The 22389-nt window shown below is 34.8% G+C and carries 19 protein-coding genes; 12 read left to right on the top strand and 7 right to left on the bottom strand.

All coding sequences use genetic code 11. The annotated features are described in order from the left end of the window. The first annotated feature begins 37 nt into the window (after nt 1–37). Together ABYT26_RS01015 and ABYT26_RS01010 are read left to right on the top strand one after the other, a co-directional pair. Complete coding sequence (locus tag ABYT26_RS01015; RefSeq protein ID WP_372751016.1) at nt 38–874, top strand: hypothetical protein; 837 nt, start codon at nt 38–40, stop codon at nt 872–874. Nucleotides 875–1112: 238 nt separating this feature from the next. After that, complete coding sequence (locus ABYT26_RS01010) at nt 1113–1385, top strand: hypothetical protein (protein ID WP_372751015.1); 273 nt, start codon at nt 1113–1115, stop codon at nt 1383–1385. A 9-nt stretch (nt 1386–1394) separates the two neighbouring features. On the opposite strand, the gene ABYT26_RS01005 is transcribed toward ABYT26_RS01010, so the two are convergent. From ABYT26_RS01005 to ABYT26_RS00985, 5 genes are all read right to left on the bottom strand, one after another. Continuing rightward, a complete protein-coding gene (locus tag ABYT26_RS01005; RefSeq protein ID WP_372751014.1) occupies nt 1395–1901 on the bottom strand; it encodes a hypothetical protein in 507 nt (168 codons plus the stop codon). Between the two features lie 17 nt (nt 1902–1918). Beyond that, nucleotides 1919–3628 carry a histidinol-phosphatase HisJ family protein gene (locus ABYT26_RS01000; protein WP_372751013.1) on the bottom strand — a complete coding sequence of 570 codons (1710 nt, stop codon included), beginning with the start codon at nt 3626–3628 and terminating at the stop codon, nt 1919–1921. 172 nt (nt 3629–3800) lie between these two features. After that, a complete protein-coding gene (locus tag ABYT26_RS00995) occupies nt 3801–5051 on the bottom strand; it encodes a TolC family protein (protein WP_372751012.1) in 1251 nt (416 codons plus the stop codon). A gap of 32 nt (nt 5052–5083) precedes the next feature. Beyond that, entirely contained in the window at nt 5084–8212 is a 3129-nt protein-coding gene (locus tag ABYT26_RS00990) for an efflux RND transporter permease subunit (protein ID WP_372751011.1), read from the bottom strand. Nucleotides 8213–8271: 59 nt separating this feature from the next. Further along, nucleotides 8272–9381, bottom strand: coding sequence for an efflux RND transporter periplasmic adaptor subunit (locus tag ABYT26_RS00985; RefSeq protein ID WP_372751010.1), 1110 nt, complete (start codon nt 9379–9381; stop codon nt 8272–8274). Nucleotides 9382–9605: 224 nt separating this feature from the next. Between ABYT26_RS00985 and ABYT26_RS00980 the strand changes: the two genes are divergently transcribed. From ABYT26_RS00980 to ABYT26_RS00955, 6 genes are all read left to right on the top strand, one after another. After that, nucleotides 9606–10661, top strand: a complete 1056-nt coding sequence (locus tag ABYT26_RS00980) for a sensor histidine kinase (RefSeq protein WP_372751009.1) — start codon at nt 9606–9608, stop codon at nt 10659–10661. After that, the gene (locus ABYT26_RS00975; RefSeq protein WP_372751008.1) at nt 10658–11386 is read left to right on the top strand and encodes a LytR/AlgR family response regulator transcription factor; all 729 of its coding nucleotides are present in this window, start codon (nt 10658–10660) and stop codon (nt 11384–11386) included. The genes ABYT26_RS00980 and ABYT26_RS00975 overlap by 4 nt, the downstream gene beginning before the upstream one ends. Before the next feature lie 130 nt (nt 11387–11516). Then, entirely contained in the window at nt 11517–12026 is a 510-nt protein-coding gene (locus ABYT26_RS00970; protein WP_372751007.1) for a GbsR/MarR family transcriptional regulator, read from the top strand. Nucleotides 12027–12139: 113 nt separating this feature from the next. Continuing rightward, entirely contained in the window at nt 12140–13297 is a 1158-nt protein-coding gene (locus ABYT26_RS00965) for an efflux RND transporter periplasmic adaptor subunit (RefSeq protein WP_372751006.1), read from the top strand. Between the two features lie 37 nt (nt 13298–13334). Further along, nucleotides 13335–16487, top strand: coding sequence for an efflux RND transporter permease subunit (locus ABYT26_RS00960; RefSeq protein ID WP_372751005.1), 3153 nt, complete (start codon nt 13335–13337; stop codon nt 16485–16487). A 12-nt stretch (nt 16488–16499) separates the two neighbouring features. Further along, nucleotides 16500–17915 carry a TolC family protein gene (locus ABYT26_RS00955; RefSeq protein ID WP_372751004.1) on the top strand — a complete coding sequence of 472 codons (1416 nt, stop codon included), beginning with the start codon at nt 16500–16502 and terminating at the stop codon, nt 17913–17915. Between the two features lie 307 nt (nt 17916–18222). Here ABYT26_RS00955 and ABYT26_RS00950 read toward each other — a convergent pair whose 3' ends face one another. Continuing rightward, nucleotides 18223–19347, bottom strand: coding sequence for a universal stress protein (locus ABYT26_RS00950; protein WP_372751003.1), 1125 nt, complete (start codon nt 19345–19347; stop codon nt 18223–18225). 228 nt (nt 19348–19575) lie between these two features. Here ABYT26_RS00950 and rpsF point away from each other — a divergent pair, with 228 nt between their 5' ends. Genes rpsF through rplI form a run of 3 tightly spaced genes read left to right on the top strand, consistent with a single transcriptional unit; the run spans nt 19576 to nt 20662 of the window. Next, nucleotides 19576–19923, top strand: a complete 348-nt coding sequence (gene rpsF / locus ABYT26_RS00945) for a 30S ribosomal protein S6 (RefSeq protein ID WP_372751002.1) — start codon at nt 19576–19578, stop codon at nt 19921–19923. A 3-nt stretch (nt 19924–19926) separates the two neighbouring features. Continuing rightward, nucleotides 19927–20196, top strand: a complete 270-nt coding sequence (gene rpsR, locus ABYT26_RS00940) for a 30S ribosomal protein S18 (protein WP_101263476.1) — start codon at nt 19927–19929, stop codon at nt 20194–20196. Between the two features lie 22 nt (nt 20197–20218). After that, nucleotides 20219–20662 carry a 50S ribosomal protein L9 gene (gene rplI, locus ABYT26_RS00935; RefSeq protein ID WP_372751001.1) on the top strand — a complete coding sequence of 148 codons (444 nt, stop codon included), beginning with the start codon at nt 20219–20221 and terminating at the stop codon, nt 20660–20662. A 101-nt stretch (nt 20663–20763) separates the two neighbouring features. On the opposite strand, the gene ABYT26_RS00930 is transcribed toward rplI, so the two are convergent. Next, the gene (locus tag ABYT26_RS00930) at nt 20764–21267 is read right to left on the bottom strand and encodes a CAP domain-containing protein (RefSeq protein ID WP_372751000.1); all 504 of its coding nucleotides are present in this window, start codon (nt 21265–21267) and stop codon (nt 20764–20766) included. Between the two features lie 307 nt (nt 21268–21574). Here ABYT26_RS00930 and ABYT26_RS00925 point away from each other — a divergent pair, with 307 nt between their 5' ends. Continuing rightward, complete coding sequence (locus tag ABYT26_RS00925) at nt 21575–22180, top strand: hypothetical protein (protein ID WP_372750999.1); 606 nt, start codon at nt 21575–21577, stop codon at nt 22178–22180. Nucleotides 22181–22389: the final 209 nt, after the last annotated feature.

Below are 22389 nucleotides of genomic sequence, written 5' to 3'. Positions count from 1 at the left end.
TATTAATTTACTCACCGATATATTTAGATAGAATTGTATGAATAAAACGTTATATAATCGAGATAAGACCATAAGCATTCTGGGTTGTGGATGGCTGGGCTTTCCATTAGCAAACACTCTTACAAAAAATGGTTATTATGTGAAAGGCTCTACTCCTTCTGCTGACAAACTAAAGATTTTAAGTAATGCAGGAATTTCTCCCTTTAAAATTTTTCTGAACCCCGAAATTAATAATGATTTTGATCCTCTCTTTTTTGATTCGGAAATTATCGTGATCAACTTTCCACCACAACGAAGGGACGATATTGAAGAATTTCATTCTGAACAATTTAAATCATTACTAAAGCAATTGAAAAATTCTTCCTTAAAAAAAGTACTTTTTATAAGTTCAACTTCGGTTTATGCTAATTTAAACAGAATTGTTGATGAGAAAGACAATCAAACACCTGATAAAAACAGCGGAAAGGCACTGAGAAAAGTAGAGAATATGCTTTTAAAACAAACAAATTTCCAGACTAGTATAATTCGCTTTGGTGGATTAATTGGCTACGATCGTAAACCTGGCAGATTTTTCTCTCAAATAAAAAATGCAATAGACGGCAGTACGCCAGTAAATTTAATTCATCAAGATGATTGCATTGCTATTATTATGCATCTGATAAGTAATGACTTGTGGGGAAACGTTTATAATGCTTGTTGTCCTGAACATCCAAGTAGAGAAAAATTTTATTTGGAAGCCGCGAAAATTGGAGGTTTCGAAGCACCTAAGTTTGTTAATGGCAAAAGTTCGTTTAAAATAATTAGTTCAGCCAAATTAGAGGCCACAAATTATAAATTCAAATTCACCAATCCGATTGAAGCATTGAATTCTTAAACTCAAAATGAATACTTTAGTACAACTTTCTGTTTGTCAATTTTTTTTCACCATCAGTGGAATGTATTTTTTCAATTTATCTTTTTTTATTAATTTTCCTTAAATTTTTTAAAGAGATTAAAATATTTTATCTCATAAATTAAGATAATCATCCTAAATTTAAACCTTGTAATCAATTAGCTGATAGCTGGTTCGTTGATTTTTAACACTTTAGAATCAACAAAATGTGGCATCTGAAATGATCTATCTATTAATTAAACAAACCATAAAAGACTACGTTGTCTGGAAGAATTCCTATGATCAGTTCTTGGAATACCGGCGAATTGGAGGTGAACTTTCTTGTGAAATCTACCAACCCATTAGTAATCGAGACGAACACATTATTCTTTCGAGATGGAAAAGTGAAGAAAGCGCACTTGAATTTCTAGAATCCCAATCATTTGAAATGATTAAAGAGTTGGAAGAAGAAGAACCTATTTCTATTGAATTTCTACCTCAAAAAGCTGTTTAGTTATTCTTCTCAGATTAAATCTTCAACTCGTACAATTAAATCAGAATTTATACTGCTTATTAATTTTTTAGTAAGAACAGCAAATTCATTAATAAAACTTGATTCAAACACATTTTTTTCAATTTCATCCAAATCATCTTTTATTCCATAAAAATCGCTTTGTAAACCATTAAAATTACGATACAGTTCAATAGCCTGTACTTCGTTTAAACAGCTGGAAAATTGCAAATTTATAGGTGAAAATCTTTTTACTTCTTCAGGGAAAATTTTCACAATTTCTTCTCCAACTACGTTTAGATATGAATTTAAAACATCCATAATAATTTCCAATTCAACTGGCTCTGGCAATCCAATACAATCCTCTATATCGGCACAAAAATTCTGATAATGCGCACTCATTAAGGTAAGGTATTCTTCTATTTTTTCTATTTGGAGAGCATCCACCTTTGGTTGAATTCTGTAAAATTCAATGATCTCCAAATATTTTTCATACTTCTCTGTTATTTTAGGCCTCAACTTGCAATAAATTTAAATTACTCTTCAACTCCTTTTAAGGATAAATATGTTGTTTCAAAAAATTGTGGTCCCAGTTTACTTAAAACATTACTTGCATTTTGAGAATTGCCTTCGATACTTAAAATTGCATATCCTTTCTGTCCTCTGTGTCCTAATTTTAGGTCTATAACATTAATATTTTGAGAAGCTAAAGCAGAAAGTAAAATCAGTAAAATTCCCGAAGTATTGTTATGAATAGATAGAATCATTTGTTTGCTTATTGCGACAGGCAAATTCACACCATCAACTTCGAGCACGTAATTTTTCCCTTTTCGCAAAAGTGGCATTTCCAGATTATCACCAATTCGAATTTCGATAAAACTATCGCCTCCTGTTCCCTTCACAAACTCAACAGCTTCATGAATGGAATCATCATCACCCGAAAGGGTTAAAAACGCAGTTGCAGTACCATCGTTATTTGAATTTAAGTAGGCTGTTTCAACGTTAATTTCCTCTGAGGCGAGTGAATTAAAAATCATCGACAATACTCCAGGTTCATCTTTATGATGAGAAAACAAACCTTTTACTTTTTCTTTTGGATGCTGTGGAATTGAATTGCTAATGGTTATGGATTTATTTCCTTTACGAATACGAATAGCTTCAAATTCTCCTAATGAAGTGGAATTTTTGTGATGCTCGAGAAATGTTCTAAATGTTCCTCCAAATGAAAATTTGGGAATGCGACGTTGTTTGCTATCCTCAAAACGAAGATTTAACATTTCAATTCCTAAATTCATTACTTTATACTCCTCTTCTTTGTAGGATTGATTGCGTAAAGGACGTTTTTCGGGAATGCATTTTGAGAAACTCAAGTAGTGCTTGTAGCCTGCATCATGAGCATATTGAATGCCTGTTTTGTGATGATTTCCAAGATTTTGAATAGTGTGCGTATCGGTTCCAAGCGCAATTGAAATATCGAGTTGTTTGGCTCTTTTTAAAATAGATATATCAGGATAAATACCACAACCTTTGTTGATTCCAGCCAAATTTACATCCAATGCAAGATTGTATTCACTAATCATCTCCAAGAGAAAACGCATTCTACGAGCCAAAAGATGATCGGAATGATCTAATTCTAACAATGGTTTTGGAATTGGTGCAAAAAGTTTAGGCAAATCAATATGACCAACTACCTGAATCATATCCCAGGTAGAATCAACCATTTCGATCATTTCCTCGATATAGCCAAGCCAATAATTTTCCAATCCACCTCTTATTTTTATTAGCTCTTCGGTTTCTTCTATGGATCCATCGTAAGGAATTCCCTCGCGTGAGAAATGCAAGGAACCAACTACATAATCTGCATCTTGAGCTTGAAACACTTTGGAACGGTTCCATTGCATGCCCAAATCAGGGCCTAACCATTCTAATTCAATTCCAAATCTAATGCTAATTTTATCGCTGTATTTAGATTTGAGCTTTTCAATTTGCTTAGGATAGTTAAAGTAGGCATTATCTCCTCGTATGAATTTTACACCCAAACGTTTTTCGGCTGCATATCGATATCTGGTTAGCCTTGGTGTATGTATTATAAATGCAATATTAGGATGCCCTTTTGCAATGGCCAATTCGGTTATTTTATCGAGTTCATCAACTCCATGTTTTACATGATCGTTACCTGTTCCTGTGTGGATTCCATGAGTCTCCCATATAAAGTACTCTGGAGTTTCAATTTTATCTAGTGGCATTTTTATCTATTCTTAGTTAACAGTCTAGTAAAAGTAAACATTTGCACAGAAAATAGAACAAAAAACCTTTTAATAATAAAAAAACCGCCTTCCACAAAGGAGGGCGGTGTGATCAAAGTTCCCACTACAAAACTTCGATCTACCAAACAAGATCTTTATATAGCTAAAATAATTATTGTAGTAGCATGCCACTAATTTGTTTAATACTCACTTCCGATTCTTTGGCATCGTAACGAGCTGCGGATTTGTTATATTGAGCTTCCAACAAATTCTGCTGAGCTTCACGAAATTCTGTAGAAGTGAGCTGCCCAAGTTGATAGTACTCTTTAGATTGTTTAAAATTGAGAGTTGCAGCCTCCAGAGCATCTTCCTGCAAAGACAACATCTTTAAATTATAAGTATAGTTTGCATAGGCATTTACAATATCTCTTTCGAGTTCCAACATTTTATTCTGATATTCCAACTCTGAATTAAGTTTTTCAATTTTCGCATTTGCAATTTCAAGCTTTTTCGTTTTTCCATCAAAAATCGTATAGCTAATTCCTAGTTGTCCGGTTAGCATTCCTTTCGAATTGGTCCCTGAAATATCCTTATCGTAATAGTAATAGGATGAAGATAAATCGACAGACGGTAACTGGCTTTTCTTTGCTTTCTTTACTGATAATTCATCTTCACGCAATTGATTTGCCTGAATTAAGTAATCAGCATTTTCAACCAATGCTTTTTTCTTGAGTTCATCTAATTCGAAAACCTCAAAATCAGAAGCATCAAGAATCAGTTGGATTTCTGTTTCGGCACTTCGTCCCAATAAAACATTCATTTCACGAACCGATTCTTCATAATTTTGTTTTGCTTGCAAGTAACTTGTACTATCCTCGTTAAAATCTACCTTAGAGTTTAACACGTCTAATGAATTAGCACCACCAAACTCAAACTTAGCTTCGATTCGTTGTAAGCGTTCTTTTGAAATCAAAAAGTTCTCCTTAGCCACTTCTTCATTTTCAAAGTCTTCGCTTAGCTGATAGAATCCGTTAATTACATTAGCAATGGTATTCTCGATATTGTATCGAGCTGTTAATAAACCCCGTTCTTTCTGTAGATTTAAAATTTTATAGCTATAGGTACCACCAAATCCATCAAATAAAGTATAGGAGAAATCCATGGTTCCATAAGAGGAAAATTCATCTGAACTGTGTTCACTATATGCTGTATTAGCTGTTCCACTAAGGCTTGGCAATAGTCCAGCATTCCCTTTGGTTGCACTGTTCACACTTGTTTGCGCATCGTTTTTTGCAACTTTTATATCTAAATTATTCTGCAATGCAATTTCAATGGAAGACTCTAGCGTTAGAGCATCCTGAGCCACTACTTCGGCAATAAATGTGAAAAAAATGGCAGTTAATATGATTATTCGATTCTTCATTATCGGTATCTCTTTTTATCTAAAATATATCACTATTTATCGAGTTCTTTAACGGCTGTTTCTACACTCTCTCTTGATGGCATAACTCCCGAAATCAACCATTTAAATTTGCATTTTAAAGAATTTACGCTTACCAATAAAATAGGCAATAGTAACAAATTCAAGAAAGTAGCCAGAGCTAATCCATAAGCCATTGAAATAGCCATAGGAATTACCATTTTGGCTTCGGGTTGATTGGAAACAATTAATGGCGCAATACCTACAATTGTTGTTAGCGAAGTTAAAACGATGGGTCTGAATCGGGAAACACAAGCATCGTAAATGGCAATCATAAAATCTTTACCCGTCCTCAATTGATCATTAAATGTACTAATGAGAACAATTGAATCGTTCACCATGACCCCCATCAGAGCAACCATTCCCAAATACGATGGCATATCTAAAGCAGTATTATGAATCCAATGTCCCCAACCTACACCAATAAATCCAAGAGGGACCAGAGTGAAAATAAGTAAAGTCTGCGAAAAGGATCGAAAAGTAAAAATCACAATAGCAAATAGAAGTACCAGAATAACTGGAGCAATTAGAATTCCAGAGTCTTTTGCTTTTTGCAGATTCTCTTCATGACCTCCGTAACGGAATCGTAAACCTGCATATTTAGCTTTTAACTCGGGTAAAATATGGTCTGAAATTTCGCTGTTAATTACTGACATATTCACTGTTTCGTTGGCGGCATCTGCTTCTACAGTAATTTCTCTCTGCCCGTCTAAATGGTTGATTTGAACCAAATTTCTTTGATAAATTAGATCAGCAACATCTTTTAGGTAAAACTCTCCTCCATCATCGGTTCTGATTCTCATATTTTCAAGATTACCAATTGACGAACGTTCATTTTTCGGGTAGCGAACCCACACTTTCACCACATCAATTCCTCTTTGCAAACGCTGTACTTCTTTCCCATAAAAACCTGCTCTAACCTGGCTTGAAAGACTACTCATGGTTAAACCCAACTTATAAGCACTCTTCTTTAGCTTCAATTTCACTTCGCGCATTCCAAGTTCATCGTTATCCTGGACATTCATCAAGCCTTCCATTTTAGAGAGTCTTTGTTTGAATTCATTTTTTGCCAGATACAGATCCTCCAGGTTACTACTCTGCAAAGATACAGAAACAGCTTTTCCAAAATGACTCTCCTGCGTATAGCTAAGTAGTTGTGCTTGTGGAATTTCACCCACCTTATCTCTTATCAGATTACTGTATTCTGTAGATAAAAAATCTCTTTTCTGTGTTCCCAACAGGTACACCGTTAAGGTTCCTACATTCGAGGCAGTAATATTTAGTTCGGTACTTATAAGCACAGGTTCACCTGTCAGACTTTTATTCTGAAAATCTTTTCCTGCTTCAATCGCTGCATCTTCAATTCGCTGCATATAAAGTAAGGTTTCAGATTCAGGTGTACCAGCGGGCATTTCGAGTTCCACATCTATGTAATCATTATTGTCAACCGAACTATCTCCCGTTCGAATAATTCCTCCTCTTAGTGCACCTATGGTCATAGCAAATAACCCAATTGTAAAACCAACGGTTACCAATTTGTTATTCAAGCAAAATCGAATTAAAGGTTCGTAGGTCCATCTTCTTAAATAGGTAACAGCCTTTAATGATATTTTCTCAATTTTAGATTCTTTTTTATCCGCCCGAAGCGCTTTCGAATGTACTACGTGAGCCGGTAAAATTAGGAATGCTTCAACCAAAGAAAAAACCAAGGCAAAAATCACCACGAAAGCCAGTTCTACAAAAAACTCACCAATAACACCATCAATAAAGAAAAAAGCAGTAAAAGCCACAATAGTTGTAAGTACAGCCGAAAATACGGCAGGCATTACTTCTAAGGTTCCATCAATACCTGCTTGCAGAGCCGATTTCCCTTTTTCGTAGTGCTGAAATATATTTTCACAGATAACAATTCCATCATCCACCAAAATACCAATAACGATAATCATCCCAAACAAAGAAATTCTGTTTAGTGTAAGTCCGTACATTCCTGCGATCATGAACATTCCCATAAACGAAATGGGAATACCAATAGCAACCCAAAAAGAGAGACGATGATTTAGGAAAAGAGACAAAAACAGTAAAACCAGCAAGAAACCTACGATTCCATTATTGGCTAAAATATTTTGCATTACTTTTATTGAGGAAGAATTATCCTGAAGCACATCTAACTTCACCACATCGTGTTCCTTGTTGTATTTTGAAGCGTAATCATTTATGGTTTCGGATATAAAAAGAATATCCTCACGAGAAGTTTGTGTAATGGATATTTTAACGGCAGGATTTCCATTGATATAAATCCGATTCGGCTCTTCGTCCCACTTGTCGTTTACAACAGCCAAATCGCTTAGATAAACAGTCCCTCCATTTTCCTGTGATCGAACTACAATATCTTTAAAACCTTCGGCATAATATTGCTTCTCACGAACACGGATTTTTAACTCTTCGTTCTCTCCGCGAATCGTTCCTCCTGTTTGCTCGATATTTGCAGCAGCCACAGCTGAGTAAATCTCATCGATGCTGATATTGTATGCTTTTAGTGCATCCTCGTTAACGCTCACTTCTATTTCTTCATCGGGGAAACCATACAAATCGACTTGTGAAATACCATTAATTGCACGTAAATCATTTTCGATTGCGCGTGCATAGGTTTTCAAATCCTTTAAATCAATATCACCACTTAAGGCCATAGAAGTGGCTAGAATCGTAAATTCACTTTTAGCCACACTAATATTCTCTACATCAGCTGGAAATGAACTAATTCCATCCACCGCATTTTTCACATCCTGTAGGGCAACATTGGGATCGTATCCTGATTCTAAATCTACCATAATAGAACATGCACTCTCAGTAGATGATGAAGTAACCTTCTCTACTCCGCTAATTCCTTTTAGGTTGTCTTCTATTTTTAGCGCAACACCTTTTTCCACCTCCTCGGGTGAAGCTCCAGGATAAGAAGCTGTAATGGTAAGCATTCCTGGATCAATTTGTGGCATTACCGAAGAATTTAGCGAATACAATCCAAAAATTCCCAGTAAAACAAATACTCCTGCCAGAAGATTCCCCGCAAAAGGGTATTTTACAAAATAATTTATTAATGATCTCATTTCCTTTTATTTCTAATGGTTACCAAACGAATCTAACTATTCGAATAGAATCGTTCAATTTACTGTTCGCGGGTTGTTACCGAAATACCTTTATGCATTCCTGTAGTTTTCAAAACAAGTAATGCGTTATCTTCTAAACCCTCTAGAATTACCGAATCTGTTTTCTTTTGAACTATAACAACTTTTTGTTGGTTAACAATTCCATCAGTTACAGTATAAACATATTCAGAATTCACAAGTAACTTTCGAGGAATTTCTACCCCAACAACTTCTTTTAAAAGCTGTATGTCAGCACTTAGAAACATACCCTCCTTTAAATCGTTGCCTGTAACGGCGATGTACACATCTACCATTTGTGTTTCATCATCAACCTTATTACTAATTCTGCGAACAACTCCCGACCATTTTCCATTAGTAGATTCTGAGTAAAGAGTTACTTTATTTCCCTTTTTAATTCCCGAAAGGTTATTTAAGTCGACACCTACAACTAAATCGTAAGCATTCGTATTGGCAAACTCTCCTAATTTTTGACCAGCAATTACCAATGTTCCTGCTTTAATATCCGATTCAATTACTTCACCTGAAAATGGAGCAACAATTTGATATTTAGAAAGTTCTTTCTCTTGACTTTTTATGGTGTAATAATCGGTATAGATATCTTTCCCGGCCAAATAATACTTTTCCTTTTCATTTTGTGCTGCCGGTATGGGAGCTAGTTCCTTTTCAACATCAAATTCTTTTAAATAGTTTTCCCATGTTGCATAACTTTCAGGATAATCAAACTTCAAATCAGGCAAAATTGTTGCGATTTCATTCATAAAACTACTACGTAACGATAATACTTCAGACCTGAATTCTTCATCATTAAGAGACAGAAGAGTTTCACCTCCTGAAAATCGTACTCCCTCCAAAAATTGTTTTGGGGAAGGCATTAAAATTCCAGTCACCTCGGTATATACATCAACTTTATCGCGGGCTTCCAAATTTCCTACTACTGAAAGCTCTAAATCTATCTTACCGTTTTTTATAGTTTGAACAGGAACAATTATTTCCTTGGCTACTAACTCCCTTTCCTGGGGTGCCTTTTTCATTCCTGCAAATACAAATGCAAGTACTGTTGTTGCAATAATTACAAGAATTCCTAAAAGGATACTTTTTCTTTTCAACATGAGCTTTCAATTTTTAAAATCCTTGCAATAGTAAGCTCTCAGAAAATAAAAAATAAATTTTATCGATGAACAAGCTTTCTTTGTCGATATGATAAGAGAAATTGTAGTTATCTTTGTTTACACAAAAAAAGACAAGTGTTTACAGATAATGCTCACCTATTTATCGAAAATATTGTATTCCAAATAAGTATTTTTTGTTTGTTTGCATCATAAACAATAATTACATGAATTTACAAGAGAGACTACATCAAATCTTTTCTGTTAGATGGATACAACATTTCTCCTTTTGGACTGTTTTCCTTCTTTTAGAATCCGGGCGTTTTGCAAATTTAGATGCAAAACTTATTCCTAAAGAGCTCTTATTGGAAGGAATAAGCCTCTTTTTTATTATTTTTTTAGTTTATCTTAACCTTCGTGTTTTAATACCCAAATATTGGAATACTGGAAATTATAGCAAATATATTCTAAGCATTATTTTTGTTGAAGTAGCTACTATTAGTACTTTGAGCTTTATTCTTTATAAATATCCAGAAGCTGGATTCAAACGATTCACCGACTTGGGTCTTTGGAAAATAATGATGATGAATACTTTTAAAACAAATATTTTTGTTTTATCGAGTTCACTTTTCCATTTTGTTAAGGAATGGATTGCTTTAAAAGATGAAAACCTTAAATATACGGCAAATGCACAAGAACAGTTGGCTGCCGAATTGAGTGTATTAAAAGCTCAGGTCAACCCTCATTTTCTATTCAATACATTGAATAATATTTATTCAATGAGTTTGTACGATTCCGTAAAAACACCGGAAATGATATTAAAACTTTCACAACTGCTCAGCTATATGCTTTACGAATGTAAAGATGAAAGGGTCAGACTTGAAAAAGAAATTCATTTTATTAAAAATTATATTGAATTAGAAGCCGTTCGAGTAGAAGATGTAGCGAAAATTAATTTGCAGATAAAAGGAGAAGATCCAGGACATAAAATTCCGCCTCTTCTATTTATTCCCTTAATAGAGAATGCATTTAAACATGGAATTTCTGAAAAACAAGAAACATCAGAAATCCGAATTAGCATGAAAATAGCGGAACATTCAATAGAAATGGAAATTAATAATCCTTTGGATCCTGTATCGGAAAAATACATGAATAGTAAACACAATGGTTTGGGTATTGAAAATGTGAAAAAGCGTTTGCAACTGTTGTTTCCAAAACAGCATACCTTTAGAATCACTCAAACCGAAAATCAGTACACAACACAACTAAGTCTGTCCGTATGAAAATAAATTGCATAATTGTAGACGATGAAATTCACGCTAGAAAAGTTCTTGAGAAATACATTCAGGATTTGCCTCATATTAATTTAGTGAAATCGTGCAAAAATGCTCTGGAAGCCATGGAAGTGCTCGGAAGCCATTCTATTGATGCGATGTTTCTGGATATTAACATGCCTAAGCTTAGTGGATTAAATTTTTTGGAAAACCTAAAAAATCCACCCATAGTGGTTATTACAACAGCTTATCGTGAATATGCAGTTGATGCTTACGATCTTGATGTAATTGATTACCTTCACAAACCCATTCCTTTCCCTCGTTTTATTAAAGCAATTTCAAAAATTGAAGAAAAATTACAAATAACTGATAAAACGCCTGCTGCCCTTCCTGGAGAAGAAAATAAAACTACCGAAAACTTTATTTTTATTAAATCTGATAAAAAAACAATTAAGCTCAACTTTGAGGATATTAAATACATAGAAGGCTTGGGCGACTACATTAAAATGCATACTGAAACTAAAACCTTAGTAAGTAAGCTAACCGTTAAAAAAATGGAAGAATTACTACCTCAAGATCAATTCATCCGAGTTCATCGATCTTTCATTATTTCTTTAAAACGAATTGATTCTATCGAAGGCAATCAGGTTGAAATTGACAATCAAAAAATTCCTATCGGTCAAATGTATCGACAATCATTCATGGATCTTATCAATAAATTTCTTAAAAAATAAGACTTTAGTCCATTTAGTTTAGAAACTTCCCTCCTCTATCGTTTGCACAAAAAAGTTTGCAATTTTTAACATTTTTTAGTTCGGTTTAAACCGAACTAATCGTATGTTTGTTGCGGAAAAATTTATGGAAATGATGAATCTGACTCAATTAGAAGAACAAAAAAAAATATTGGTAGAACGATTTGGCCTATTTATGGAGAAGCAGGAAAATCTTTCTCCTATTGGTGGTAGAATATTCGCGACTCTTTTCATGAATAAAGAAAAAGGAGTGACATTTGACGATTTAGTTCATTTTTTAAGCGCGAGTAAAAGTACAATCTCGACCAATCTGCAAAATCTCACTAAATCGAATATGATTGTATATCACACCAAACCTGGCGATCGTAAGAAGTACTATACCTTATCTCCGAGTGGATTTTTGGCTCGAATAGAAGAGAAAATTACAGATTACAAAACAGAGCATACCTTGGTTACGCAAATATTGGATCATCAGAAGTTAACCCATGAACTTACGAATGAAAAGGAAGAACAATATGAAGGTAATCAGGAGAATCCCTATTTAGATTATTTATCAAATACAGTCTCAATTTTAGAACAGCTTCGCGATGAGATAAAAGGGAAATGTTCACTTGTTCCTTAAAAAAAGCAAGCTATACTAATTCTTGCAGCAAAGCAGAATATTCAAACACACAAATATTTGTTTGTTATAAACTAAAAAAACTATACACAATAATAAATACATTTATTTTGATCATGAAAAGAAATTTCATTTTAGCAAGTATGATACTTAGCATACTCGCATTATCTTCTTGCAATAATTCACAACATCAGCAAGCAGCGCAAGGTCCAATGCCTTTCCCTGTAGAATCTGCAACGAAGTCGAATGTTACAGTATACAACGAATATGCTGCTAATATAGAAGGGGAACAAAACATCGAGATTCGCGCCAAAGTTGATGGTTTTGTAGATAAGATTTACATTGACGAAGGTGCTGAAGTTAAGAAAGGACAAATGTTATTTAAACTAAGTTCTCAAACTCTAAATCAGCAGGTTAACGCTGCAAAAGCAAATATCGAAGTTGCAAAAGCTCAGCTTGTATCTGCTCAGGTAGAAGTTGACAAAATTACACCACTCGTTCAGAAAAATATTATTAGTGCTGTTCAATTACAAACTGCAGAAAGTAGCTTGAATGCGGCTAAAGCTCAGTTAATTGCATCGCAAGCTAATTATATGAATGCAAAAGAAAATTTAGACTATACTTTTATAAAAAGTCCGGTAGATGGTATTATTGGAAGCATTCCATACAGAATAGGAAGTTTAGTGGGTCGTTCGGAAGCTCAGCCTTTAACAACTGTTTCCAATATCAGTAATGTATATGCCTACTTTACTTTAAACGAGAAGCAATTGCTTCAATTCAATCGACAATTAAACGGGAATAGTATTGCCAGCAAAATTAAGGAATTACCCGAAGTTGAATTAATTCTTGCCGATGGATCTACCTACGATCATAAAGGAAAAATTGAAACGATTAACGGAATGGTGAATCCAAGAACCGGAAGTATTAGCTATCGCGCTATCTTTCCTAATCCTGCCAACCTATTAAGAAGTGGTAGTAGTGGTAAAGTAAAAATGCCTTCTATCGAAAATAATATCATCATGGTTCCTCAAAAAGCTACCTATGAAATGCAAGGAAAGAAATTTGTATATCTGGTTAACAAAGAAAATAAGGTTCAGGCTAAAGAAGTCTCAATTAGCACTTCTATCGATGAAAAATTCATTGTTCAAAATGGCTTAAACGAAGGAGAAACCTTTGTTACCGATGGATTAATAAAACTACGTGAAGGAATGCTTATTCAACCTATGAATCAAAAGCACAGTCCAGAAGGAAACGCAGCCTTTTCTAAAAAATAATCACAATTTACTAATTGATTAATTAACAAGAATATACATGTTAAGAAGATTTATTGAACGGCCGGTATTATCGACTGTAATATCCATTCTCATTGTAATTTTGGGAGTTCTTGGACTCACATCTTTACCCAGAGAGCAGTTTCCTGAAATTGCACCTCCTACAGTTCAAATTACAGCGAACTACCCGGGAGCAAATGCTGAAACCATCCTAAAAAGTGTTGTTGTTCCTATTGAAGAAGCCGTTAATGGTGTTGAGAACATGACTTACATGTCGTCAACTGCGAGTAATGATGGAACAGCCACAATTAGTGTTTATTTTGAACTGGGAACTAATGCAGATATTGCTGCAGTAAACGTTCAGAATAGAGTTGCAACGGTAAACAGCAAGTTGCCACAACAGGTAACTCAATCGGGGGTTACCACTAAAAAAGTTCAAAATAGTGTTTTGATGTTTTTCTCTCTTTTTACTGAGAATGAAGATTACGATGCCATATTTGTTGAAAACTACGCAAGAATAAATCTAATTCCAATGATCAAAAGGATTAACGGAGTTGGCGATGCTAGTGTTTTTGGTTCTAAAGATTATTCCATGCGTATCTGGCTGAAACCTGATAAAATGGCAGCCTACGGCATAACACCGCAGGATGTTGTTAATGCTTTGAATGAGCAAAATCTGGAAGCTTCACCTGGTAAATTTGGAGCAAATTCTGATCAATCGTTCGAATATGTAATTCGTTACAAAGGAAAACTATCTACCAAAACAGAGTACGATAACATCATTTTGCGATCAGAAGGAAACAGTTCGTTTTTGCGCTTAAAAGATGTTGCCAAAATTGAATTAGGTGCCTTTAATTATTCAACACAAAATATCACAAACGGTCATCCATCTGCTGCAGTTGCAATCTATCAAACTTCAGGTTCAAATGCTCAGGATATTATTCGTGAAATTCAAGAATCACTAGAATCGGCGAAAAAGGATTTTCCTAAGGGTATCGACTATGTAATACCGTTTAATACAAATGATTTTCTCGATGCATCTATTAGTAAAGTACTTACAACTCTAATTGAAGCATTTTTATTGGTGTTTTTAGTTGTTTTTCTGTTCTTGCAAGATTTTCGATCAACGCTTATTCCTGCTATTGCAGTGCCTGTAGCAATTGTTGGTACTTTCTTCTTCTTGAATCTGTTTGGCTTCTCCATTAACATGTTAACCTTATTTGCTCTGGTTCTGGCCATTGGTATTGTGGTTGATGATGCGATTGTAGTTGTGGAAGCAGTTCATGCCAAGCTCGATAATGGTGCGAAGAGTGCTAAAAAAGCTACCATATCCGCCATGAGCGAAATTACCGGTGCAATTATCTCAATTACCCTGGTAATGTCGGCGGTGTTTATTCCGGTTTCCTTTTTGAAAGGACCCACAGGAGCATTTTATCAGCAATTTGCAATTACATTGGCAGTAGCTATTGTTATATCAGCAATTAACGCCTTAACCTTAAGTCCGGCTTTGTGTGCCTTGCTATTAAAACCTCACAATCCTAGCGAAGAACACAAAAAAGGTCTGGCAAACCGTTTCTATACCTCCTTTAATACAGGATTCGATGCAATAACCGAACGTTACACTAATTCTGTACGTTTCTTGATTCGCAAAAAATGGTTGTCAGGTCTTATTCTGGTCGTATTTATTGCTTTGGCAGGATGGTTCTTTAAAACAACTCCTACCGGATTTATTCCGAATGAAGATCAGGGGATTATATTCTGTGATATCACCCTACCTCCTGGAAGCACATTAGATAGAACCGCAAAAGTTGCTCAAAAGGTAGAAGACGTAATAAACCAGATTGATGTTGTAAAAGAGAAAATGTTTGTTGTCGGTTTCAGTATGTTGAGTGGCACAAATGGCGGTTCGAAAGCTTTTGCAGTTATCAAATTAAAAGATTGGAAAGAACGAAAAGAAGATCACCAAAAGGTGAAAGCAATTATTGGTCAGCTATTTGGCAGAACTGCAGGAATTAGTGAAGCACGAATTCTTTTCTTCGCTCCTCCTACTGTTCGTGGTTTTGGTAACTCCGATGGATTTGAAATGCGTTTGCAAGACAAATCAAATGGTGAGTTTAGCGATTTAATGGCGAAAAGTGGTCAGTTTCTTGGAGCCTTGAACCAGCGTCCTGAAATTAAATATGCAATTACCTCTTTCAATACCGGATTTCCTCAGTACGAAATGGAAGTAAATGTGGAAAAAGTAAAAGAAGCAGGCATATCAGTAAGCAGTCTGTTTTCAACTTTACAGGGATATTACGGTAGTTGGTATGCTGCCGATTTTAACCGATTCGGAAAGCAATATCGTGTGATGATACAAGCAGCACCAGAAGATCGTGAAACCATCGAATCGATGAACAATGTGTTTATTAAAAATGCTCAAAACGAATTGGTGTCAGTCAGTCAGTTTGTGAACATGAAAAAGGTAAATGGTCCTGATGTTGTAAACCGATTTAACCTATTTAATTCGGCAACAATTAATGGCAATGTAAATCCTGGTTACAGCACTGGTGATGCAATTAAAGCTATTCAAGAAGTTGCTGCACAAACATTACCTTCGAATTATGGATATGAGTTTTCAGGAATGACACGGGAGGAACAAAAAGCAGGAAACCAGGCAATATTGGTTTTTGCCTTGAGTCTGATATTCGTTTACTTCTTGTTAGCTGCACAGTACGAATCGTATGTTCTGCCTTTCTCCATTATTCTATCTCTTCCTATCGGGATATTTGGAGCCATTTTCTTTGTGAAATTAATTGGCTTAGAGAACAATATTTATTTTCAGGTTGCCCTGATCATGCTTATTGGTTTACTGGCAAAAAATGCAATTCTGATTGTCGAATTTGCCTTGCAACGTCGACGTCATGGTATGGAATTGATGCAAGCAGCTGCTGAAGGAGCAAAAGCACGTTTACGTCCTATCTTAATGACTTCATTCGCCTTTATTCTTGGAATAGTTCCCTTGATGTTAGCAAATGGTGCTGGTGCTGTAGGTAACCGCTCTATTGGAACAGGTGCTGTTGGAGGAATGTTAATAGGAACGTTATTTGGAATCTTTATAATTCCTGCCTTCTTTGTGATTTTCCAATCAATCCAGGAGAAAATTACAGGAGCTCCGAAACTAATTGATAATGAATCGGATATTGCTGAATAAAACACGATAAAAATGAAAAATAGAAAAATAATATACGGAATTGTCTCTCTTGCTTTTGCAGCTACGAGTCTTCCATCTTGTTTCGTGGCTAAAAAATATCAACGCCCCGAAATAGAGATTCAAGATCAATATCGAGATGTGAATACAAACGATTCTTCTACATTAGCCGCAATGCCGTGGGAGGAATTGTTTACAGATACGAACCTAACAAGCCTTATTAACGAAGCTCTGGATAACAATCTTGATCTTTTAATGGCTGTTGAACGTGTGAATGCTGCTGAAGCATATTACAAACAAGGAAAAGCTGGTTACTTGCCAACTTTAGCCATCGCGGGAAGCGGACAGCGTGTAGAATATGGAGACAATACACTAAGCGGTGTTTCTAATAGCTACGATGGAGGAATCTATCACCAATATGACTTGTCAGCTAGTGTTACCTGGGAGGCTGATATTTGGGGAAAAATAAGAAGCAATAAAAGAGCTTCTCAGGCTACCTATCTTAAAAGTGAGGCCTCGCGACGTGCGGTTCAGAGTACTCTTGTGGCCACTATGGCATCTGCCTATTTTCAGCTTGTTGCTCTGGATGCTCAAGCTAAAGTTACTAGTCAAACTGTAACCAACCGAAAAGAAGGTCTGGAGACGATGATTAGTTTAAAAAATGCAGGTCGAGTAACCCAAGCTGCAGTTAAACAAACAGAAGCTCAACTGTATACAACAGAAATTCTTCTTATTGATATTAAAGAGAATATTAACCTGTTGGAAAATACCATTTCTTTGCTTTTAGGGAGAAATTCGGGAACTATTAAGAGATCTAGTCTTGATGATCAAGCATTAAATGTAGAATTGTCAACTGGTTTTCCTTCGCAGTTGCTCAGAAATCGTCCGGATGTAATTCTTGCAGAATACAACTTCAGGAATGCTTTCGAGCTTACAAACGTAGCAAAAAGCAGCTTCTACCCTACTTTAAGCATGAGTGCTTCAGGTGGATTTCAGACTTTAGATTTCGACAATTGGTTCAATAGTAATGCGCTAATTAGTAATGCCATTGCTAATTTAACGCAGCCTATCTTCAATAAAAGAAGCATACGTACACAGTACGAAGTTGCTAAAGCGAATCAGGAAGAAGCAAAATACAACTTAAAAAAGGCTTTGCTATCAGCTAGCAAGGAAGTTTCCGACGCTTTGTATAGTTATAAAACACAGCAAGAGCGATACAAAATTCGCCAGAAAGAACTCGATGCATTAAGCAAAGCAGTTGAATATTCTGAGGAATTATTGAATAATGGCTATCAGAATACAACCTATATTGAGGTGTTAACGGCGCGTACCAATGCACTTTCTTCAGAAATCAGTACCATTAATACAAAGTATCAACAATTAAATTCTATTGTTGAACTCTATCTTTCTCTTGGTGGTGGATGGAAATAAAACAATGTAAAGAGATTCCAGAAGCATTTTCATGATCCAGTAAGGACTCTTTATGGTACTACTAACTAACAGCATATTTCTTAAAAAGAAGTATGCTGTTTTTTTGAAAACACAAAGCCTCTTAAAACATCAATAATAAATTTGAAGATCACTAATTCTAGACATTGATTTCTCACACTAATATCTTTGCAATACAATTTAATGAATCAAAAAAAATTGAGTTTGATAAATATATCAAACTCAATTCAATCAATAACTAATTACTATTTCTTATCCCAATTACCTAAATCATACTTCTGTTTACCGATTAATGAAACACTAAAATCGGCATATGTGTTCCAATAAATAATTTTCGCGACATCCTACCAAAAAACAATCGCTCTAATAAGTTATGCTTTCTGGCCAGAATGGCTATCATGCCTATCTCTTTTTCTTCCACATATTTTTCTATGCCTTTCATTTTTTCTTCCATTGGTATAATCGCACAGCTAACATTTGATTCTCCAAGTGTTTTTTTAAGGTATTTTCTCAATATTTCCATTTGATATTCATCCATTTCGTTGTCTTCCCCCAGATCATCGAAATGTACACAATGAATATTCATATCATAAGGTTTTGTTATGTATTTCAGATTAGCAATAGCTTTAAAATCTGCCTTATCGAAATTCGTCGCATACATTATGTTTTCGATCTTTTCAAGATCCACATGTTCTCCCTGATCTGAGAGTATAAGAACAGGAACTTCCGACTCCTCAATTACGTTGGAAACAACACTTCCCAAAAGATTCTTTGTACCCGCAGTTTCCCCTCTGCTACCCATAATTATTAAATCAGGCTGATAGGAATTGCAAATATTTAAAATCTCGGAAGAGACAGTCCCACCACGTAAGACATAGTCAACTTCAATTCCTTCAACTTTCTCTACTTCCAATTTATTGCGCAAATCGTAATACAATTCTTTCAGTTTTGCTTTTGCATTCTTTTCTACTTCTGAGAGCACCTCAACAACAGTAGCATTATAGGTGTAGCTATCTGAAAATGGCACTGTTTCTATTGCAGACGCAAAATAGGTATGGAATAGTAAGATATCGGCATTAAATTTTTTTGCTATACTCATTGCATATTCACAAAGGCGAGGTGAAAAATCCGAAAAATCGACAGGAACCAATATCCGATTCACTTCAATTTTTTGCAATGGAAATGCCTTTTCAAAATCTTCCTGAGCATAACTTAACTCCAATTCCTCAATAATTTGCATGGCTTGTGATAAATCCTGCGCATTAATTCTTACTTTTACACCTCCTCCAACTACAGATTGAATTAAATTGAGATTTTTAAGAAAACATTCTATTCCTTCAGATTCTAAACGAGACTTAAGTAATTGTGCTCGGGAATAGCTATAAGTTGCTAATGTGATTAATTTATCCTTCATGGCTATAAGTTTTAATAGTAGGTAGAGATAAGATACAAAAAAAAGGAATAGTTATCAAGGAGGTACTATACACCTATTCACTTCGATAAGTGTTTATCTGTAATATTAAATTATCGCTTAAGCTTCAATAAATCGCAAGTATTCTTGAAATATCAAAAAAGAATAGTTAATTTTGCGGCTCAATAAAAATCAGTTACTTACTAAGTAATTAATTAAACAATTAAAGTTATGTTGAATCATTATGAAACCGTTTTCATTGTAACTCCCGTTTTATCTGAGGCTCAGGTAAAGGAAGCGGTAGAAAAATTTAAGGCCCTTATCACCGATAATGGTGGTGAGATGGTTAATGAGGAGAACTGGGGACTGCGCAAGCTGGCTTATCCAATTCAGAAAAAAAGCACTGGTTTTTACCAATTGCTTCAATTTGATGCTCCAGGCGATCTAATCGAAAAATTGGAATTAAATTACCGACGTGATGAAAAAGTCATTCGTTTTTTAACTTTCAAACTCGATAAGCACGCTTTTGAGTATTCAATTAAACGAAAAGGAAAACTTAAATCTAAAGAGGAGAAGTAAGCTATGGCACAAAATCAATCAGAAATCAGATATTTGACACCTCCGTCAGTTGAGATTAAAAAGAAAAAGTATTGTCGTTTCAAAAAGAACAAGATTAAATTCATCGATTACAAAGATCCTGAGTTTTTGAAGAAATTTTTGAATGAGCAAGGAAAAATTTTACCTCGTCGTATCACTGGTACATCTTTGAAATATCAAAGAAAGGTAGCTACTGCTGTTAAACGTGCTCGTCACATTGCATTGTTACCATACGTAACTGACATGATGAAATAATCTTTAAATTGGAGGAAACGAAATGGAAGTAATCTTACAACAAGATATTCATAGTTTAGGATATAAGAATGACATCGTAGTTGTGAAAAACGGGTACGGCAGAAATTATTTGATTCCTAAAGGGATAGCTGTTTTGGCAACAGAATCAGCTAAGAAAATGAATGCCGAAAATATGAGACAAAGAGCTCATAAAGAAGAAAAAATTAAGAACGAAGCTTTAGAAGTTGCTAAAAAACTTGAAGGTGTTATTTTGAGTGTAGGTGCTAAAACTAGTACTACCGGTAAAATTTTCGGTTCTGTTAACAACATTCAAATTGCTGAAGCATTAACTGCTCAGGGATTCGAAATTGACAGAAAAGTGATTGCAATTAAAGACGCTGTTAAAGAGATCGGTAAATACACCGCAACTATTAAACTTCATAAAGAAGTTAAAGTTGATATCGAATTTAACGTTGTTTCTGAATAATCGCTTCGATAATAAATTAATTTAAGTTTATAACAGACAAACTTAAAGCTTTTCAAACAAACAGATTAAAACCACTCCGATTAACGCTTGGAGTGGTTTTTTTATTCCTGAGGTTTTCCAAAAACCTGAGTCCAATAATTTCCCACTCTTGCGACTCCCATTTCGGTAAATGCTGAATTCATAATATTAGCACAATGTCCCTCGCTAGTTAACCAGCCAGCCATAACACTTTCTTCGGAAGTATATCCCCAAGCAATATTCTCGGCGGCAGCTAGATAAGAGTAATCAACATCAGCCAATCGATTTGTCAATGCATCACCATTGGAAGATGTATGACTAAAAAAATCATTCTCCATCATATCTTGACTATGAGCCAAAGCAGCAGCCTCTAGTTTTTCATTCGCGACAAGTTCATTTACCGGAGGATAATAAGTACTCCCACAAGTCGTTCCTGTTGTTCTGGCATCATTTACAAGCTCCAATAAAGTTTGAACATCAATATTATTTTCTTGAGTAACATCCTCAAAGTCAATTTCATTACTAAAACAAGAAATCATTAACCCAGGTACTAGGATTAGATAAGTTCTTAAAAACCACTTTTTCATATCAAATTGTTTACGAATAACTATCGAGACATAAGCGTAAGTTTGCTTGAATGAAAAAGATATGTATTTTTCCTCGTAATTTGTCTCTAAATAACTTATTTAGAATGATTGTCTATTTTCTGAGAAAAGCATAATATTATTTTCAACTTAAAGGATTATATGTAATTTTAGGTTATCTAAATGCTTATTTGCATTATATTTATTGTCTATGAGAATATTCTACCTTTTACTTCTATTCATCTCAATTTCCTTTTCTTTCTTTGGTCAAAGAGATAATACTTATCTCCCATCCAAAAGAAATTTTAAGATGAAATACGTTACCTATGACTCCAAAAATCGGAAAGAGTATTCCGAAGTATGGCAGTTAGTTGGTAAATCAAGAACAGGGGAAGGTATACAGTATAATATCGAATCAGAAATTACAACGCGAAAACACAATACTTTCTATCAGTATTTTCGGCTAGTGAGTAACGATTCCATATTTTTTGTTGGTTCAGAACGATATCTTGATCCTATCAAGTTAGATTCTTACCAGAAAATGGTCATCAAAATTTCATCGGATAGTGTTGCTGTTCCTATTCACCCCAAAGCAGGACAAATGTTACCTGAAGCGACCTGTGAGGCTAGTATCTTGCGAGGTACAGGTTCCGTTCTAATGTCGATGAATGTTGTTTTAATGAATAGAAAAGTGGATGGAATTGAAAAATTAAAAACTCCTGCAGGAAACTTTACTTGCTTTAAAATATCAGCAGAAAAATTAACTTATGGAGGAATTTCAAAAAGCAAAACCAAAATTTACGAATGGTATGCTGTTAATGTGGGCTTGGTTCGAATGGAAGAATATAACAGCAAGAGAAAATTAATCTCTTATAAAGTTCTTGAATCCATAGCCGAAGATTTTTTCTTGCCATAAATACTCGAATATCTGCAGATAATACTTTCAATCCCTACATTTTTCTTGAATCAGAAATGAATTTCAAAACTTATTTCATTCCTGCTTTTATTCAATTATTTTTGACTTTTCTTACTAATCATGAAAGCAATTTCTGAATTAGAAAATTTTGAAGCAGCTGTTCTTTGCTGGTTAAAGATTTATTTTGATTTAAAAGAAGAAGTATAAAT

The sequence above is a fragment of the Labilibaculum sp. genome, assembly GCF_041595635.1.
GTDB lineage: Bacteria > Bacteroidota > Bacteroidia > Bacteroidales > Marinifilaceae > Labilibaculum.
Note: the sequence above shows the minus strand (reverse complement) of the source record. Positions and strands in the feature narration are given on the sequence as shown.

Coding starts and splice junctions, on each gene's coding strand:
- ABYT26_RS01010 (WP_372751015.1), top strand. CDS start 1,113: ATGATCTATCTATTAATTAAACAAACCATAAAAGACTACGTTGTCTGG.
- ABYT26_RS00925 (WP_372750999.1), top strand. CDS start 21,575: ATGAAATACGTTACCTATGACTCCAAAAATCGGAAAGAGTATTCCGAA.
- ABYT26_RS00995 (WP_372751012.1), bottom strand. CDS start 5,051: ATGAAGAATCGAATAATCATATTAACTGCCATTTTTTTCACATTTATT.
- ABYT26_RS01015 (WP_372751016.1), top strand. CDS start 38: ATGAATAAAACGTTATATAATCGAGATAAGACCATAAGCATTCTGGGT.
- rplI (WP_372751001.1), top strand. CDS start 20,219: ATGGAAGTAATCTTACAACAAGATATTCATAGTTTAGGATATAAGAAT.
- ABYT26_RS00965 (WP_372751006.1), top strand. CDS start 12,140: ATGAAAAGAAATTTCATTTTAGCAAGTATGATACTTAGCATACTCGCA.
- ABYT26_RS00970 (WP_372751007.1), top strand. CDS start 11,517: ATGATGAATCTGACTCAATTAGAAGAACAAAAAAAAATATTGGTAGAA.
- ABYT26_RS00975 (WP_372751008.1), top strand. CDS start 10,658: ATGAAAATAAATTGCATAATTGTAGACGATGAAATTCACGCTAGAAAA.
- ABYT26_RS00985 (WP_372751010.1), bottom strand. CDS start 9,381: ATGTTGAAAAGAAAAAGTATCCTTTTAGGAATTCTTGTAATTATTGCA.
- ABYT26_RS01000 (WP_372751013.1), bottom strand. CDS start 3,628: ATGCCACTAGATAAAATTGAAACTCCAGAGTACTTTATATGGGAGACT.
- ABYT26_RS00950 (WP_372751003.1), bottom strand. CDS start 19,347: ATGAAGGATAAATTAATCACATTAGCAACTTATAGCTATTCCCGAGCA.
- ABYT26_RS00990 (WP_372751011.1), bottom strand. CDS start 8,212: ATGAGATCATTAATAAATTATTTTGTAAAATACCCTTTTGCGGGGAAT.
- ABYT26_RS00960 (WP_372751005.1), top strand. CDS start 13,335: ATGTTAAGAAGATTTATTGAACGGCCGGTATTATCGACTGTAATATCC.
- rpsR (WP_101263476.1), top strand. CDS start 19,927: ATGGCACAAAATCAATCAGAAATCAGATATTTGACACCTCCGTCAGTT.
- ABYT26_RS00930 (WP_372751000.1), bottom strand. CDS start 21,267: ATGAAAAAGTGGTTTTTAAGAACTTATCTAATCCTAGTACCTGGGTTA.
- ABYT26_RS00955 (WP_372751004.1), top strand. CDS start 16,500: ATGAAAAATAGAAAAATAATATACGGAATTGTCTCTCTTGCTTTTGCA.
- ABYT26_RS00980 (WP_372751009.1), top strand. CDS start 9,606: ATGAATTTACAAGAGAGACTACATCAAATCTTTTCTGTTAGATGGATA.
- rpsF (WP_372751002.1), top strand. CDS start 19,576: ATGTTGAATCATTATGAAACCGTTTTCATTGTAACTCCCGTTTTATCT.